This is a genomic window from Actinoplanes sp. NPDC048796 (assembly GCF_040650035.1).
Classification (GTDB): Bacteria; Actinomycetota; Actinomycetes; order Mycobacteriales; family Micromonosporaceae; genus Actinoplanes.
In genome coordinates this window covers 284,021-299,056 of record NZ_JBEZGO010000001.1, presented here as the reverse complement: position 1 = coordinate 299,056, position 15,036 = coordinate 284,021, and the positions used below count along the sequence as shown (strand labels likewise).

At 71.0% G+C, this 15,036-nt stretch carries 19 protein-coding genes; 10 read left to right on the top strand and 9 right to left on the bottom strand.

What is annotated here, in order from left to right; all coding sequences use genetic code 11:
- Nucleotides 1–5: 5 nt before the first annotated feature.
- The gene (locus AB0C26_RS01515; RefSeq protein WP_360239743.1) at nt 6–2,084 is read right to left on the bottom strand and encodes a cellulose binding domain-containing protein; all 2,079 of its coding nucleotides are present in this window, start codon (nt 2,082–2,084) and stop codon (nt 6–8) included.
- A 226-nt stretch (nt 2,085–2,310) separates the two neighbouring features.
- Between AB0C26_RS01515 and AB0C26_RS01510 the strand changes: the two genes are divergently transcribed.
- The 5 genes from AB0C26_RS01510 to AB0C26_RS01490 all read left to right on the top strand — a co-directional run bounded on the left by AB0C26_RS01510 (nt 2,311) and on the right by AB0C26_RS01490 (nt 6,486).
- Nucleotides 2,311–4,422 carry a SpoIIE family protein phosphatase gene (locus AB0C26_RS01510; RefSeq protein WP_360243439.1) on the top strand — a complete coding sequence of 704 codons (2,112 nt, stop codon included), beginning with the start codon at nt 2,311–2,313 and terminating at the stop codon, nt 4,420–4,422.
- Between the two features lie 186 nt (nt 4,423–4,608).
- Nucleotides 4,609–5,340: a VOC family protein gene (locus AB0C26_RS01505; protein WP_360239740.1), complete on the top strand. Its 732-nt coding sequence runs from the start codon at nt 4,609–4,611 to the stop codon at nt 5,338–5,340.
- Nucleotides 5,341–5,369: 29 nt separating this feature from the next.
- A complete protein-coding gene (locus tag AB0C26_RS01500; RefSeq protein WP_360239737.1) occupies nt 5,370–5,561 on the top strand; it encodes a DUF3072 domain-containing protein in 192 nt (63 codons plus the stop codon).
- 102 nt (nt 5,562–5,663) lie between these two features.
- Complete coding sequence (locus AB0C26_RS01495; RefSeq protein ID WP_360239734.1) at nt 5,664–5,885, top strand: helix-turn-helix domain-containing protein; 222 nt, start codon at nt 5,664–5,666, stop codon at nt 5,883–5,885.
- A gap of 1 nt (nt 5,886) precedes the next feature.
- The gene (locus AB0C26_RS01490) at nt 5,887–6,486 is read left to right on the top strand and encodes a Clp protease N-terminal domain-containing protein (protein ID WP_360239731.1); all 600 of its coding nucleotides are present in this window, start codon (nt 5,887–5,889) and stop codon (nt 6,484–6,486) included.
- On the opposite strand, the gene AB0C26_RS01485 is transcribed toward AB0C26_RS01490, so the two are convergent.
- Nucleotides 6,483–6,890 (bottom strand): hypothetical protein, encoded by a 408-nt coding sequence (locus AB0C26_RS01485; RefSeq protein WP_360239728.1) that lies wholly within the window; start codon nt 6,888–6,890, stop codon nt 6,483–6,485. The two genes, AB0C26_RS01490 and AB0C26_RS01485, sit on opposite strands and share 4 nt — an antisense overlap.
- A gap of 29 nt (nt 6,891–6,919) precedes the next feature.
- Nucleotides 6,920–7,387 carry a GNAT family N-acetyltransferase gene (locus tag AB0C26_RS01480; RefSeq protein ID WP_360239725.1) on the bottom strand — a complete coding sequence of 156 codons (468 nt, stop codon included), beginning with the start codon at nt 7,385–7,387 and terminating at the stop codon, nt 6,920–6,922.
- Between the two features lie 58 nt (nt 7,388–7,445).
- On the opposite strand from AB0C26_RS01480, the gene AB0C26_RS01475 reads away from it, so the two are divergent.
- Complete coding sequence (locus AB0C26_RS01475; protein ID WP_360239722.1) at nt 7,446–7,886, top strand: MarR family transcriptional regulator; 441 nt, start codon at nt 7,446–7,448, stop codon at nt 7,884–7,886.
- Between the two features lies 1 nt (nt 7,887).
- Nucleotides 7,888–8,835, top strand: coding sequence for a pirin family protein (locus AB0C26_RS01470; RefSeq protein WP_360239719.1), 948 nt, complete (start codon nt 7,888–7,890; stop codon nt 8,833–8,835).
- A gap of 506 nt (nt 8,836–9,341) precedes the next feature.
- Here the strand turns inward: AB0C26_RS01470 and AB0C26_RS01465 are convergent.
- Entirely contained in the window at nt 9,342–9,698 is a 357-nt protein-coding gene (locus AB0C26_RS01465; RefSeq protein ID WP_360239716.1) for a DUF6401 family natural product biosynthesis protein, read from the bottom strand.
- 91 nt (nt 9,699–9,789) lie between these two features.
- Between AB0C26_RS01465 and AB0C26_RS01460 the strand changes: the two genes are divergently transcribed.
- Nucleotides 9,790–10,146 (top strand): hypothetical protein, encoded by a 357-nt coding sequence (locus AB0C26_RS01460; protein WP_360239713.1) that lies wholly within the window; start codon nt 9,790–9,792, stop codon nt 10,144–10,146.
- Between the two features lie 9 nt (nt 10,147–10,155).
- Here AB0C26_RS01460 and AB0C26_RS01455 read toward each other — a convergent pair whose 3' ends face one another.
- Complete coding sequence (locus AB0C26_RS01455; RefSeq protein WP_360239710.1) at nt 10,156–10,365, bottom strand: hypothetical protein; 210 nt, start codon at nt 10,363–10,365, stop codon at nt 10,156–10,158.
- Between the two features lie 257 nt (nt 10,366–10,622).
- Here AB0C26_RS01455 and AB0C26_RS01450 point away from each other — a divergent pair, with 257 nt between their 5' ends.
- Entirely contained in the window at nt 10,623–11,144 is a 522-nt protein-coding gene (locus AB0C26_RS01450) for a hypothetical protein (RefSeq protein ID WP_360239707.1), read from the top strand.
- Here AB0C26_RS01450 and AB0C26_RS01445 read toward each other — a convergent pair.
- From AB0C26_RS01445 to AB0C26_RS01435, 3 genes are all read right to left on the bottom strand, one after another.
- Nucleotides 11,141–11,320 (bottom strand): hypothetical protein, encoded by a 180-nt coding sequence (locus tag AB0C26_RS01445; RefSeq protein ID WP_360239704.1) that lies wholly within the window; start codon nt 11,318–11,320, stop codon nt 11,141–11,143. The genes AB0C26_RS01450 and AB0C26_RS01445 overlap by 4 nt on opposite strands.
- Nucleotides 11,321–11,389: 69 nt before the next feature.
- Entirely contained in the window at nt 11,390–11,854 is a 465-nt protein-coding gene (locus AB0C26_RS01440) for an SRPBCC family protein (protein WP_360239701.1), read from the bottom strand.
- On the bottom strand, nt 11,851–12,894 hold the full coding sequence (locus AB0C26_RS01435; RefSeq protein ID WP_360239698.1) for a YihY/virulence factor BrkB family protein: 1,044 nt from the start codon (nt 12,892–12,894) through the stop codon (nt 11,851–11,853). The genes AB0C26_RS01440 and AB0C26_RS01435 overlap by 4 nt, the downstream gene beginning before the upstream one ends.
- Nucleotides 12,895–12,956: 62 nt before the next feature.
- On the opposite strand from AB0C26_RS01435, the gene AB0C26_RS01430 reads away from it, so the two are divergent.
- Nucleotides 12,957–14,531, top strand: a complete 1,575-nt coding sequence (locus AB0C26_RS01430; protein WP_360239695.1) for an NAD(P)/FAD-dependent oxidoreductase — start codon at nt 12,957–12,959, stop codon at nt 14,529–14,531.
- Here the strand turns inward: AB0C26_RS01430 and AB0C26_RS01425 are convergent.
- Nucleotides 14,497–14,961, bottom strand: a complete 465-nt coding sequence (locus AB0C26_RS01425) for an SRPBCC family protein (protein ID WP_360239692.1) — start codon at nt 14,959–14,961, stop codon at nt 14,497–14,499. The two genes, AB0C26_RS01430 and AB0C26_RS01425, sit on opposite strands and share 35 nt — an antisense overlap.
- Nucleotides 14,962–15,036 lie beyond the last annotated feature (75 nt).

The window sequence follows — 15,036 nt, the reverse complement described above, 5'->3', positions numbered from 1 at the left end:
GACGTTCAGGAGCAGGCGTTTCCGTTGATCGTGCAGCCGCTGGGCGCGCCGTCGCCGTCGGACTGCATCTCGAAGGTGAAGGTCGCCGAGTTCCGCGCGCCGATGGCCGCCCCGCCGAAGGTGACCCGGGTGCCGCTCGTCGAGGCCGAGACGCCGCCACTGAGGACGGTGATCGTGGCGCCGCTGGGGATGGTCAACCTGACCTGCCAGTCCGTGACGGCCGCCGAACCGGGGTTGTTCACGGTGACCGTACCCACGTCACCGTTCTCGTCGAACCCGTAGACGGCGGTCAGCGGCGCGGCGGCCGGCTTGGTCGGCACCGGCACGAGCGTCTTGGTCGGTGCCGGAGCGGCGGTGGTCGGCCGGGCCGTCGGCGCGGTCGTGGCCGGCCGGGTCGTGACCGGCGCGACGGGCGCGGCCGGCTTGGTGGTGGCGGCCGGTTCGGTGGTCGGCGCGGCGCTGGTCGGCGACGCGCTGGTCCGGGTCGGCGAGGCCGAGGTCGCGGCCGCGGTCGCCTGTGGAGTGGGCGCGTCCACCGTCGGATCGGCCGTCTCCACCGGTGCCGTGGTGGCCACGGCCGCGGTGGTCGGCCCCGGCTCCGAACTCGGCCGCAGCACGATGTATCCGGCACCCCCGGCCAGGAACACGCCGGCCGCCGCCAGAGCCACGATCCCCGCCCGCCGCCGGTTCCCTTCCCGGTGACTACGAGGCTCGGCCCGCGGCGCCGACAGGTCGATCATGGCGGTCTCACCCGCCACCGCCCCGCTCTCACTCCACGGCTCGGCGAACATCGTGGTCTCGGCCTCAGCCGGCCGTCCCACACGGGGGTCGATCTCCGGCGTCATGCCGCCGGCTTCTTGGTGGTACGCCTCGACGCCCACCCCGGCCGCGTTCCCCCCACGGCCGTACGCGTCATCGCGCCCCGAGCCTTCGCGGCCGTACATGTCCTCGGGCGGGGCGAAGCCCTCGCGGCCGTACGGATCGGCCTCGAAAGCGCCGCCCGGCCCGGAAGCGGAACCCTCGTGCCCGTGCGATTCGGCGCTTGTCCCCAGCCCGGCGCCGTCCCGCGGATAGGCCTCGGCTTCCGGCCCATAAACGCCTTGCCCGTACGGATCGACGTCCCGTTCGTGCCCCTCGCCACCCGGCCCGTCGGTGTAGGTGGGGTAGCCCTCGTTCCGATCGCCGAAGTCGGCCTCTTCGGCGCGGACCCCATCCCGGACATATCTGTTATATCCGTCTGGCTGGTTCTGGTAGTAGCCGTCGTTGTCGCTCCGCCCCTCGAAGTCGGCCTCGTCGGCGTGAATCCCATCCCGGACATATCTGTTATATCCGTCTGACTGTTTCTGATCGTAGCCGTCGTCGTCGCTCCGCCCCTCAGAGTCGGCGTGGCTCCTGACAAAGGCGTCGTGCCCCGCGAAGGTGCCGTTCTCGTTGAAGGCGTCGGGCCCCGCAAAGGTGCCGTTCGCCGCGGAGGCATCGCGGCCCGCGAGGGCGCCCTGACCGTTGAAGGTGTCGTGACCAGTGGAGGCGTCGTGACCGTCGAAGGCGCCTTGGCCGGTGGAGACGTCACGGCCGTGGAAAGCGTCGTAGCCGGTGGAGATGCTGACGCCGGTGGAAGCGTCGTTCCCGGCGAAGGCGTCGTGGCCGGCGAAGGCGTCGTGGCCGGCGAAGGCGTCGTGGGTGCCGTTGGGCCCCTCCGAAGGCGCGCCGCTCTGGGCATATCCGTTATATTCGGCCGAATCGGTCCGGCTGTAGGCGTGGCCCTCGGGCGCGTACGCGTAGCCGTTCGGCTCGGGCCAAGTCTCCTCCGCGCCGGGCCACTCGTCGCCGGATCGCTGGTGGGGGATGTCGGCCGGCCAGCGGTCGGGTGCCTGCTCGGGCGTACCGGGAACCGGCTCTGGCCATGAGGTGTCGCGGCGCGGCGGCCACGACGGGTCGAACGAGGGCCGGGGCGCCTCGAACCGCGTCGTCTCCGCGTCCGACGGGGGAGCGGGCTCGAAGGCGGAGAAGGAGGCGGGCGGGGTCTGCCGCACGTCGGCGCGGTAGTCCGGTGCGCCATGGCGGGGGCGGCGGTCCTCGGTCACGGCCGCGACTATAAGTGAGCGAGTTAAGGACGGCGACGCTCTCCGAAGCAGCAATCAGCTACCCTCAGTGACTTCGCGCGGGGTGGGCTGGGGACGCTCCGGATAGTGCGGACTGGTCGTACCGTCAAGAATCGGACGGTTGGCCGGTGCGGCATCGTCCGAATGGCGGAGTCGGGATACGCTTTCGAGCATGGCCGGCAGCACGGGTGGGGTGAGCCCTTCAGTCATGCCCGCGCGGCCCTCGGCGACCCGTCTCGTGCATGAGGCCGACTGGTCCGCGACGGCGCTCGGCGCCCGCGACGGCTGGGATCCGGCTGTCGCCGCCACTATAGAGCTGGTGCTCGGCTCGCCGATGCCGATGGCCTACAGCCACGGCGACGAATTCCTGCTGATCTACAACGACGCGTACGCGGACCTGATCGGCTCCCTGCATCCGGCCGCGCTGGGGCGCCCGGCCGCCGAGGCCTTCGGTGACCTGTGGCGCGCGCCCGGCCTGGGCGGCGCCATCCAGGAGGCGTACCGCAGCGGCCGGCCGTTCCTCGAGGCCGAGACCCAGCTGACCGTGGTGCGTGGCCCGGGCGGCCGGCCCGAGCAGGCCTTCTTCACCCGCGGCCACTCGGTGGTCCGGGACCGGCGCGGCGAGATCACCGGTGTGCTCACCGTGGCCGCCGAGACGACCCAGGTCACCCGCCGGCTGCAGAGCCTCGGCGATCTGACCGCCCGGCTGGCCGGCGCGCTCACCGTCGACGACGTGGCCCGGGTGGTTCTCGGCTACGCGTCGACCTCCTTCGACGTCGACCACTGCGTCTTCGCCGTCGACGACGGCGGGGCCTACCGGTATGTGCGCCGTATCCGCGGCGAGATGCTCGACGAGGCCGACGAGCGCCTGCCCCCGGTGTGGAAACGGGCGCCGAACGATCCGCGGGCCCCGCTGGTGGCCGCCGCGACCAGCGGGCAGCCGTCGTTCGTGACCGACGGTGAGCCGTTGCGCGCGGTCGCCACCGACCGCCACGAGCAGCGGGTCCGCTCGCTGGCCTCGCTGCCCCTGCGGACCGCCTCGCTGACCGGGGCGCTCACCATCGGCTACCGCCACGCCCACACCTGGCTGCCGGCCGAGCGGGCCCTGCTCAACGCGGCCGCCCAGCTGGTCGGGCAGGCAGCCGAGCGGGCCCGCCGGTTCGAGGCGCAGCACGGCACGGCCCAGCTGCTGCAGCGAAGCATGCTGCCGGAGCATCTGCCCGAGTTGGACACCTTCCGCATAGCGGCCCGCTACGACGTCGGTGTGGACGGCAACGCCGCCGGCGGCGACTTCTACGACGCGTTCACCCTGCTCGACGGCCGGCTGGCCATGGTGCTCGGTGACGTCGCGGGCCACGACGTGCGGGCCGCGGCCGTGATGGGGCAGGTGCGGGCCGCCCTGCGGGCGATGGCGCTGACCGACCCCGCCCCGCCTAGTGTCCTGGCCGGACTCGACCGGCTGGTCGGCTCGCTCGGCGCCGAGTCGCGTAACGAGGAGATCTTCGTGACCGTCGTGTACGGGGTGCTCGACCCGGCCGACGGCACGATCACCATGTCGAGCGCGGGTCATCCGCCGCCGGTGCTGCGGCGGGCCGGGGTGGCCGGCGAGGCGCCCACCGCCGAGCTGGTCAAGGTGCCGCCGGGCGCGCCGCTCGGGCTGGGCGGCCGCTGGCAGACCGGTCAGGTGCGACTGGAGCCGGGCGACTCGATCCTGCTGTTCAGCGATGGTGTGGTGGAGCGCCGCGGCCGCGCGCTCAACGACGGCCTCGACGCGCTGGTCGCGGTGACGGCGGCCGCCCCCAGTGGCGATCCGCGGAACTTGTGTGCGCTGGCGACGACGGCGGTGCCGGGGTCGACCGACGACGACGTGGCCGTGCTGGCGGTGGAGCACGCGGTGGCGATGAGCCGGTCGGCGACCATGCTGGTGCCGGCCGAGCCGACCGGGCCTTCCCGGGTACGCCAGTGGATGACCACCCGCCTGCGCGAGTGGAGCCTGCCCGAGTCGGTGATCGGCGCCGCCATTCTCTGCACGAGCGAGCTGACGACGAACGCCCTGTTGCACGCCGGCACGCCGGCCCAGGTGCACATCGACCTGAACGCCGAGCGGCTGCTGGTCTCGGTGGCCGACACGGGCACCCGCGGCACGGTCATCCGCGCGCACACCGACACGATGAGCAGTCGCGGCCGTGGTCTCGGTCTGATTGAAGAGTTGAGCGATTCGTGGGGCACCGACCCGTCGGTGCGGGGGTCCACTGTGTGGTTCGAGATGCTCGTGCCGGGCAGGAGCGCTCCCACGGCCGGCGACTTGTCAGCAGATTAACGATCACGTTACATGTGACGTACGGACGGTTACCTTCAGTAGCGGAAAGCCGCTCTAAAGCGGACATTGAACCCCGGGGTAGTGACGGCGCGTATTCATTGCCGTAGAGTCATTCGCAAATCGGGGACGTCCACGTTGGAGCGGTATATGCGGATCAGAGGCTTTGCGCCGTCGACCCCCTGCTGGGTGGAGCTCACCACGTCGAACCCGGAGGAAGCCGCCGGTTTCTACGGCGGGCTCTTCGGCTGGCGGCTCGACGGTGATCGATTCACGCTCGACGGCCGTGCGGTGGCCGGACTCAGCCGGAGCCGGTCGGATCGGCCCGAGGGCTGGCTGACCTACCTGGCCGCCCCCGATCTCGAGGGCACGGCCGAGCGCGTCGCGCAGGCGTACGGAAGGGCCTTGACCTGGCCCGAGGAGCGCGACGGCGCCCGCAGCGCGATCGTGGCCGACGGGGCCGGCGCGGTCTTCGGCCTGTGGCAGGCGGCGGGCTTCGCCGGTATGCAGGAACGCGGCGTGCCGGGCACGATGGCCTGGGCCGACCTGCTCACCGACGACGTGGCCACGGCGACGTCGTTCTACGCGCGGGTCTTCGGCTGGACCCTGACCCACGAGTTCGGCAGCGGCGAGTGGCTGACCGAGGCCCACGACTCGGTGGCCGGCCTGATCACCGGCCGCTACGGGGCCCGCTGGCAGCCGTCGTTCCAGGTCGCCGACTGCTCGGACGCCATCGACCGGGTGGCCGGGCTGGGCGGCCGCGTGCTCACCGGGCCGGCCGAGCTGGGCCTGGGCTGCTACGCCGAGATCGTCGACCCGTTCGGCGGCTCGTTCGCGGTGACCTCGCCGGTCGCCCGTGAGGTGCGGCTCGACGTCGCCTACAACGACATCATCGGCATGGAGTTGACGTACGGCGGGTAAGAGAACAGGCGTTCGAAGGAGGAGAGCTGATGACGACGACGAACGCCGAGAAGGACCCGTCGGACTGGACCACCGGTGACGAGCCGGCGACCGGCGCCCAGGAGTCTTACCTGCACACTCTCGCCACCGAGGCGCGGGAAGAGGTGCCGGACGGCCTGACCAAGGCCGAGGCGTCGGAGAAGATCGACGAACTGCAGGAGAAGACCGGCCGCGGCCGGTAGATCCACTCGAGGGCCGGCCCTGTGTGAACAGGGCCGGCTTTTTCGTGTCGAAGACGTCAACCGAAGTTGACACGACGGCGGCTGTCAACGTAAGTTGACAGCATGACCGAAGCAACCGATCTCGCCGCGGCGGCGAGCAGTGCCGACCCCCGGGTCGGACTCCGCGCCGTTGTGGCCCTGCGCCGCCTGCTCGAGGGGCTCGAGCACCTCCAGGTGGCCAACGCCCGCCGTAAGGGCTGGTCCTGGCAGGAGATCGCCGACGCGCTCGAGGTGACCCGCCAGGGCGTACACAAGAAGCACGCGCGCACGATGCCGGAGGACTGACATGTTCGAGCGATTCACCACCCCGGCCCGCGAGGTCGTCACCCGGGCCCAGACGGAGGCCCGCGCGCTCGGCCACGGCCACATCGGCACCGAACACGTGCTGATCGCGCTGGTCGCCGATCCGGACGGCCCCGTCGCCACGGCTCTCAAGGGCAACGGCGTCACTGCCGATTACGTACGCGACGAGGCGCGCCGAAAAGTCGAGCGCACCCCGCCCCTCTCGCCGGTCGACTCCGACGCCGAGGACAGGGCGGCCCTGAAAGCGATCGGCATCGACCTCGACGCCGTACGGGCGGCCATCGAGCAGAACTTCGGAGCCGGCGCCCTGCAGCTTCCCCGCCCCGAGCCGAAGAAGCGCGGGCTGTTCGGCCGCTTCTCCAGCGGTCACATCCCGTTCACCAAGCGCAACAAGAAGGTGCTGGAGCTCTCGCTGCGCGAGGCGATCCGGCTCAACCAGAAATTCATCGCCCCCGAGCACATCGCGCTCGGCCTGATCCGCGAGGGCGAGGGCCTGGCCATGCTGATCCTGAGCGAGAAGCACGTCGACTTCGACCGCCTCCGCGACGACCTGGCCCGCTCCGTGAAGAGCCAGGCCGCCTAGCGGTAATAGAGGCGCAGCTGGTGGCCGTCGGCCGTGCGGTGCCAGCCGACGTCGCCGAGCGCCTCGACGTCGGGTCGCCGGGTGAGCCATTCCGTGGCCATCGCGAACGCCTCGGCCGGTGTCCGACCGATGAAGACGACCCGGCGCTCCCACTCCTCGTAGACGGTGGGCGCGCCGGTCTCGGGCCGGGTTCCGCGCGGGCCGGTCACCACCGCCGTGGGGCCGACGCGCCGGCCGTTGCGGACGGCCTGGACGAACCAGTCGTTGACGGTCTCGTCGTGTTCCACGGTCCAGCCGTCGAGGCGGCCGACGTCGTCGGCGATGATGCGCCGGGCACGGTCGAGCGCGGCGTCGAGCGTGGCGAAGTCGATGTCCTCGCCGTTGTACTCGACCCGGTACGTCATGCACGGTGATGATAGGGGCCGAACGGCGGTTATCGAAGCCTCAGGCGCATGGCCGGGTCGTCGGTGCGCCGGAAGCCGAGTGACTCGTAGAGCGGTTCGCCGTCGGCTGAGGCGCGCAGGTCGACCCGGTGGACGCCGCGACCGCGGAACCACTCGATCAAAGCGGTCACGCAGGCCCGCGAGTGGCCGTGGCGACGCTGGTCGGGGTCGGTGACGACGCTGAAGATGTAGCCGACGCGGCCGGTCGCGTCGCCCGGGCCGCCGAGGCGCTGCTCGACGGTGCCGACCGCGGAGGCCGCGAGACCGCCCCCGGGGCGGTCGACCACGAAGGCGGTGAGGTCCGGGTCGGGTGCGGAGAGTTTCTCGACCAGCGTCCGGCGGGCCGGCTCGCGCCAGTCGTCGTCCCAGTCCGCGCCGCGGTCGAAGCTGCGCAACATCACCGCGCGGAGCCGGACCAGCTCCGCGGCGTCTTCGGGAACGGCCTGCCGTGCAGTCATGCAGATCATGCTAGGCAACGCTTGTTATTTCAGATTTGAAAGAGATACAGTTCTGGACATGGCCGAACCGCTGTCCGACGCCGAGGCGATCGCCTGGCGCACCTTCATCGAGAGCTCGTGGGCCCTGCACACCCACCTCGAGGACGAGTTGCGCGCCGACACCGGGCTCAGCATGAACGATTACCACGTTCTCGTCGTCCTGTCCGAGGCCCCCGACCACCGGCTACGCATGGGCGAGCTGGCCGGCCGCCTCGTCTTCTCGCCGAGCCGCATCACGTACCAGATCAGCTCCATGGTCAAGCGGGGCCTGGTCCGCAAGCAGCCCTGTCCCGAGGACGGCCGCGGCCAGGAGGCCGTACTGACCGAGGACGGCCTGGCCGCCCTCAAAGCCGCCGCCCCCATGCACCTGGTCACCGTCCGCGACAGCTTCATCGACCGTCTCGACCCCGACGAGCTCGCCGTGATCACCCGTGTGTTCAGCAAAGTTAGGAAGTCCTGAGATGCCCGCCATCACCGTCGACGACGTCCTCGTCCTGCCACGGCTTCCCCACCTCGACCACACCGCCGCCGTCCGCCCGGTCCGGCGCCTGACGACCGCCCCGCAGGGATACGAGGGTGAGGGCTTCCCGGTCCGGCGCGCGTTCGCCGGCGTACCCCTGGAAGAGCTCGACCCCTTCATCCACCTGGACCAGATGGGCGAGGTCGACTACGCGCCGGGCGAGCCCAAGGGCACGCCGTGGCACCCGCACCGCGGCTTCGAGACCGTCACCTACATGATCGACGGCATCATGGACCACCAGGACTCCCTGGGCGGCGGCGGCACGATCACCAACAGCGACACCCAGTGGATGACGGCCGGCCGCGGCATCCTGCACATCGAGGCCCCGCCGGAGCACCTGGTCATGAGCGGCGGCCTCTTCCACGGTCTCCAGCTCTGGGTCAACCTGCCCGGCTCGGCCAAGATGATCGACCCCAAGTACCAGGACATCCGGGGCCGGGAATCGGCCCTGCTCACCACCCCCGACGGCGGCAGCCTGATCCGCGTCATCGCCGGCGAGGTGGCCGGGCACAAAGGCCCCGGCTCCACCTTCACCCCGATCAACCTGGCCCACGTGACCCTGCAGCCCGGCGCCCAGCTCGACCTGCCGTGGCAGCGCACGTACAACGCCCTGGTCTACGTCCTGTCCGGCCGGGGAACGGTCGGCGCCGACAAGCGCCCCATCCGGATGGGCCAGCTGGCCACCCACGGCGCCGGCGACTCGATCCGGGTGAACGCCCACGACGAGATGGACCTGTTCATCATGGGCGGCCGCCCCATCGGCGAGCCGGTGGCCATGTACGGCCCCTTCGTGATGAACACGAAGGCCGAGCTGAAGCAGGCTTTCGAGGACTATCAGAAGGGCCGCCTCGGCGTCATCCCGGCCACCCGCCTGCCGCACACCGACTGAACAGGGCCGCACACCGACTGAACAGGGCGCGCCGCTCGCGAACGTACGCCACGTCGCCCAGGTAGAGCCGGTCGTGCCCCTCGGCGAGGTGGCGCGCGAACGCCGCGTCACCGCCGGCGGCCGCGTCGCGCATGACATCGACCATCGCGAGCAGCCGGGCCACCACGGCGTCCGGCGCGGTCGCGGCGCAGCCGGCGGTGGCGTCGTGATAGTCGCGCAGCAGGCAGGCGTGGCCGGGTAGTTCGACACCTCGCCGGGCAGGAAGTCGAGAACTTCGAAGCCGTCGGGTGTCACCTCACGCACTCACGGCGCCTTCCGGAACCCCACCGCCTCGAGATGTCGAAGCAGGTCGTGGACCAGAGGGGACCATAGGCCGGTGAGCGCCGGTCGACGTTTCGCGATCATCCATGGTCGGCAGGATATGAGGACGGCCGGTACCGGGGGGTTCCCCGGTACCGGCCGTCGAAAATGAAAGGTCGGTCTACGGCGTTGCTAGTGGCGCCAGCTCAGTGGGCGGTCGGCAGCGTCTGGGCGAGCGAGCACACCGCCAGCAGGCGGCAGAGGACCCAGTCGCTCTCGGACCAGTCGATCAGGCCGACCGGCGGGCGCCAGCCGTGGGTGAAGGCGGCGTCGCGGACGCCCTCGGCGTAGGCGGCCAGCAGGACCGCGGTGAGCGGGCGGCTGTCGGCCGACAGGCTGTCGCGGATGCCCGCGGCGTGCTGGTCGACGACGGCCATCAGGCCGGGGTTGGCGTCGGCGGCCGGGAGGCCGGAGACACCCACCGTGTCGTGCAGCTCGGTGAGGGCGGCGTGGGCGGAGCGGAGAGCAGCACGGGCGGCGGCGCCGGAGAACAAACCATTCATGAGAAGAAAGTTAGAGACGCCGGGGTAGCTGACGGTTCTCCGAACGGGTGCAGCTCGGTTGAAGCTGTTCGCGCGGGGAAAGATCCGAGTCATGGATGACAAGACGGTCGAGGCGCTGGGGAAGCTGAGCGAGGCGCTGGAGACCACCGAACGCGCCCGCGGGCATCTGTACGAGATGCATCAGCTCACCGGGTCGGCCGACTTCCAGCTCGACGAGGCCGTCTCGCTGCTGCGCGAGGCCGGGCACGACGCGATGGCCGATCGGATCGAGCGCGAGCTGATCGGCCTCGACGTCATCGAGGGGCGCTGGACGTTCCAGATCGTCGAGGAGTACGACGACGGCTACTACGCCACGTTCCGCGCCGTCGAGAAGGCGGCGCGGGACGAGTTGGCGGGCGGGCGCCGCCACCTTTACGAGGCCGGCCTCAAGGAGAAGCGGGGCCGCTGAAACAGCGTCTTATTCGATCGGCTCGGCGGTGACCGGGCGGCGGCGCTGGGCGTCGTCGGCGAGGATCACGGTGGCGACGACGAGGGCGACCACGACGGCGAAGAGCCAGGAGGCGTCGTCGATCAGCTTGGCGGCCAGCGGGGCCTGAAAGGCGGCCAGGAGGAAGCCCAGCCAGGCCAGCTGACGCTGGCGGTCGGTGAGGAATCCGGCAGAACGCATTCGGACAGTCTGGCTCGGAAAGGGCTGATCGCCGTCACCCGTTCGGCCGATTTTGCGTTGGTCCGATCGTGCCCCGAGTCTTGCGTCAAGGTCGCTCAACAACGCTGTTTCTGCTGGTCGGAGCGTTGCTCCTGGGTGGCTGTCAGAAACCCACGATCGCTCCGCAAGCCCCCGGCCGAGTTGCGGTGGGAGCGCTCCACGGGCGTACCCAGGCCATTTTGACGGTCGACGACGCGGCCTCACGCGTGCAAGTGATCATGGCCAGTCTGCCGGGGATGCTCTACCGGGTCAGCACGCCGGCCGGCGGGGGATTGGAGCCGCATGTCCGGGTCGACGGCATGTCGGTGCGGGCGAGCCTGCGGGCCACCGGGACCCAGGGGCCGCACGAGGTGCGCATCGTGCTCAACCGGGACGTCCGGTGGGGGATCCGGCTGCCCGCGGGAGCGGGGGAGCAGCAGCTGGACCTCGGCCGGGGCCGGGTCACCCGGGTCGACCTGGGCGCCTCGGGGCTGATCGAGCTGAACCTGCCCGAGCCGGCCGGCACGGTGCCGGTGACACTGGCCGGCGGCGTGGGCACGCTTTCGGTCACCACGCCGGCCGGGGTGCCGCTGCGGATCGGTCTCGACCAGGGCGCCGGCTCGGCCACCACGCCGTGGACGGTGGCCGAGTCGCTGCCGGCCGGCACCTATCTGGGCCCACCGATCTGGCCGGCGGCCCGGCATCGCTACGCGCTGCGGGCCACCCAGGGGGTCGGTTTCCTGGTCGTACGGAGGTCCTAGTTGGGGCCGCTGTGCGGCGTGGTGCTGGGGCGGTCGCTGGTGATGTCCGTACCTTCCTCGTTGTCCGAGGGGTCGTTCTGGCCGTCGATGTCCCACGAGGCCATGGCCTTGTCGAGCTCGGCGAGGGGCAACTTCTCCTCGTCGCGCCATACGCCGTCGTCTGCCGGATGCGTCATGATCCGTACATACCCCCTCCGCGCACACGAAAACGGCCGCCCGAGGGCGGCCGTTCGCGCGATGAGGGATCAGGCGCCGGGGCGGTCGACCTGACCACGCCAGCCGCCGGTCTCCCGGCCGCCACGGCTCTCGATGTACTCCTTGAACCGCTTGAGGTCGCCCTTCACGCGGCGGTCGACGATGCCGAGCTTGTCGCCGGCGTTCTCGACCAGGCCCTGCGGGTCGTAGTCCATCTGGACGGTGACCCGGGTGTGCGTGTCGTCGAGCCGGTGGAAGGTGACCACGCCGGCCTGCTTCTCACCCTCGGTCGACTTCCAGGCCACCCGCTCGTCGGGAAGCTGCTCGGTGATCTCGGCGTCGAACTCGCGCTTCACGCCGGCGATCTCGGTCTTCCAGTGCGTGTGGGTCGCGTCGAGCTGACGGATCTCGTTCACGCCCTCCATGAACCGGGGGAACTCCTCGAACTGGGTCCACTGGTTGTAGGCGGCTCGCACCGGCACGTCGACGTCAACGGACTCGGTAACCGTACTCACGGTGTCTCCTTCTCATGATGTTTCCCCGCCTTGCTGACAGAAGACGTGCCCGGCTCGCCCGCCGCTAAACGCGGGGCGAGCGGAGTTTGTGGATCTTCGTCGCCGGCCTGGCGCAGCCGCTGCCGCAGAACCTCGGCGTTGACCTGCACACCCAGCAGCAGCGCGGTGTTCGACAAATAAATCCAGACGAGGAAGGCGACGATCGCGCCGAGACTGCCGTACGTGCGGTTGTAGGAGCCGAAGTTGGCCACGTACAGCCCGAAGCCGAACGACGCCACCGACCAGGCGACCAACGCCACCGCGCCGCCCACGGTGAGCCAGCGGAACCGGGGCGTCTTCACGTTCGGCGCGATCCAGAACATCAGCGACAGCACCACCATGGCGATCACGACCAGCACCGGCCAGCGGCCGATCGACCACACCTGGCGGGTGGTCGCGCCGGCGTGCAGGGCGTTGCCGACCGCGTCCACCACCGGGCCGCTGATCACCAGGCCGGCCCCGATCGCGGCCAGCAGGACCAGGGCCACCGCGGCCAGCCCGATCTGCAGGATCTCGAGCCGCCACCAGACCCGGCCCTCCTGGACGCCGTAGATGCGGTTGGAGGCGCGGGTGAACGTACCGACATAGCCCGACGCCGACCAGACCGCCAGCACCAGGCCGAAGCCGAACAGCACCTTGGCCGAGGACTGCTGGACCAGCAGCGCCTGGATCACCGAGATCAGGCTGTCGTTGTCCACCACCGAGCCGATGCCGAGGTCGCGCAGGATGCCGACGGCCGCGTCGAGCACCGTCGAGCCGTCGGTGACCAGGTTGACCAGGGCGACGATGACGACCAGGGACGGGATCAGCGCCATGAAGGTCTGATAGGTCATCGCGGCCGCGAAGTCGGAGCAGTCGTCCTCGATGTACCCGACGACGCTGCGCCACCCGACCGAGCGCCAGCTCTTCCCGCTGAGCTGGCGAAGCTTGAAGGGAACGGGCCGGGGCGTAAGGTCCGCGGCGTGCGCCTCGGACTCCCGGTCGAGCGTCGGCTCAGCCACTCTCCGGCTGCTACCCGGGCGCGATGAGTGACAAACGCCGCCGGGAGGGTACGACGTTCTCGATGGACACTGCAGACGCGATCGTCATCGGCGCGGGCCACAACGGCCTGGTCGCCGCGAACTTGTTGGCCGACGCCGGGTGGTCGGTGGTGGTGCTCGAGGCCGCCCCGCAGCCGGGCGGGGCGGTACGGTCCGGCTTCGTGACCGCGCCCGGATATCTGAGCGACCTTTTCAGTTCGTTCTACCCCCTCGGGTACGCCTCGCCGGTGCTGCGCGATCTCCACCTCGACCTGGAGTGGACGCGCTCGCCGGACGTGCTCACCCACCTGCTGCCGGACGGGCGGGCGGCGACGATAAACACCGACGTCGCCCGGACGATGGAGTCGGTCGAGAAGTTCGCGCCCGGCGACGGCGAGCGCTGGAAGAACGCGTACGACGACTGGCGGGGCGTCTCGGCGCCGATGCTCGACACCATCCTCACACCGTTCCCGCCGGTGCGCGGCGGCATCTCCCTGTTGCGGGCTCTGGGCAGCGTCGACGCGCTACGGCTGGCCCGGCGGCTGGTCCTCTCGGTGCGCGAGCTCGGCTCCGAGCTGTTCAGCGGGGAGGGCGCGACCCTGCTGATGGCCGGCTGCGCCCTGCACACCGACCTCTCCCCGGAAGAGGCCGGCGGCGGCGTCTACGGCTGGCTGCTGGCCATGCTCGGCCAGGAGCACGGCTGGCCGGTGCCGGTCGGCGGCGCCCAGCGGATCACCGATGCCCTGGTCTCGCGGTTGAGGGCCAAGGGCGGCGAGATCGTGTACGAGGCCCCGGCCGACCGCGTCCTGATCGCGCGGGGCAAGGCCGTCGGCGTCCGGACCGGCGACGGCCGGAACTTCCGGGCGACGCGGGCGGTGATCGCCGACGTGCCGGCCCCCGCGCTCTACCTCGACCTGGTCGGCGAGCGCTGGCTGCCGGCGCGGCTCGTCGAGGATCTCGCCCACTTCCGCTGGGACGGGGCCACGGTCAAGGTCGACTGGGCCGTCCGTACGAAGATGCCGTGGAAGAACCCGGCCGCCGCCGGCGCCGGCACCGTGCATCTGGGCGCCGACCTCAACGGCCTCACCCGGTACGCGGCCCAGCTCGCCACCGACCAGGTGCCGGACCACCCGTTCATGCTCCTCGGCCAGATGACCACGGCCGACCCGGGCCGCTCGCCCGAGGGCACCGAGTCGGTCTGGTCGTACACCCACCTGCCGCACCGCGACCACTGGGAGCCGGACGAGATCGCCGCCCACGTCGAGCGCATGGAGGCGACCGTCGAGCAGTACGCGCCCGGCTTCCGGGCGCAGGTCGAGGGCCGCAACGTCTACTCACCGGCCGACATGCAGCGAGAGAACCCGTCGCTGGTCGGCGGTGCCCTCGGCGGCGGCACGGCGGCCGCGTTCCAGCAGCTCTTCCTGCGCCCGGTGCCCTCGCTGGGCCGGGCCGACACCCCGGTCGACCGCCTGTTCATGGCCAGCTCGTCGGCCCACCCGGGCGGCGGCGTGCACGGCGCTCCCGGCGCCAACGCGGCGCGGGCCGCCCTGGCCCGCCACCGCGTACCCGGCTACCGGGCGGTGATCAACTCAGCGCATCGCGTCGTGTATGGCGGCTAGAGCGCTCGGCGATGTCGGCCAGGCGGCGCAGGGTCTCGATGTTGCGGCGGTGCAGCACCAGGTCGTTGAGCTTGTTGCGCACCGCCAGCAGCGGGCCCCGCTCGAAGTCCTCCTCGATCGTCACCTTGGTGGCGCCGCCCGGTGCGGGCTCGAGCTTGATGTCGACCACGGCCTCACCCAGGGGCCACAGGCCGGCGTTGAGCCGGAGCCGCCGGTCCGGCTCGACGATCAGCACCTCGGACTTGTCGTGCAGGGAGAGCGGCCACGGTCCGGCCTTGTGGTGGAGACGGCTGCCCACGGCGGGCCAGTTCTCGTCGACGTCACGGATGTGTACGGTGCCGACCACCCAGTCGCTGTAGGTCCAGCCGTCGGCGAGGACGGCGAACACACGATCGGGCGGGGCCTGGACGGTTCGCTGCACGATAGCCACGGCGAGGACATACCCTGAGAGAACAGTCTGTAACGGATAGGTCAGGTTTACGGATGTTGCCCTAGGGCAAGGTCT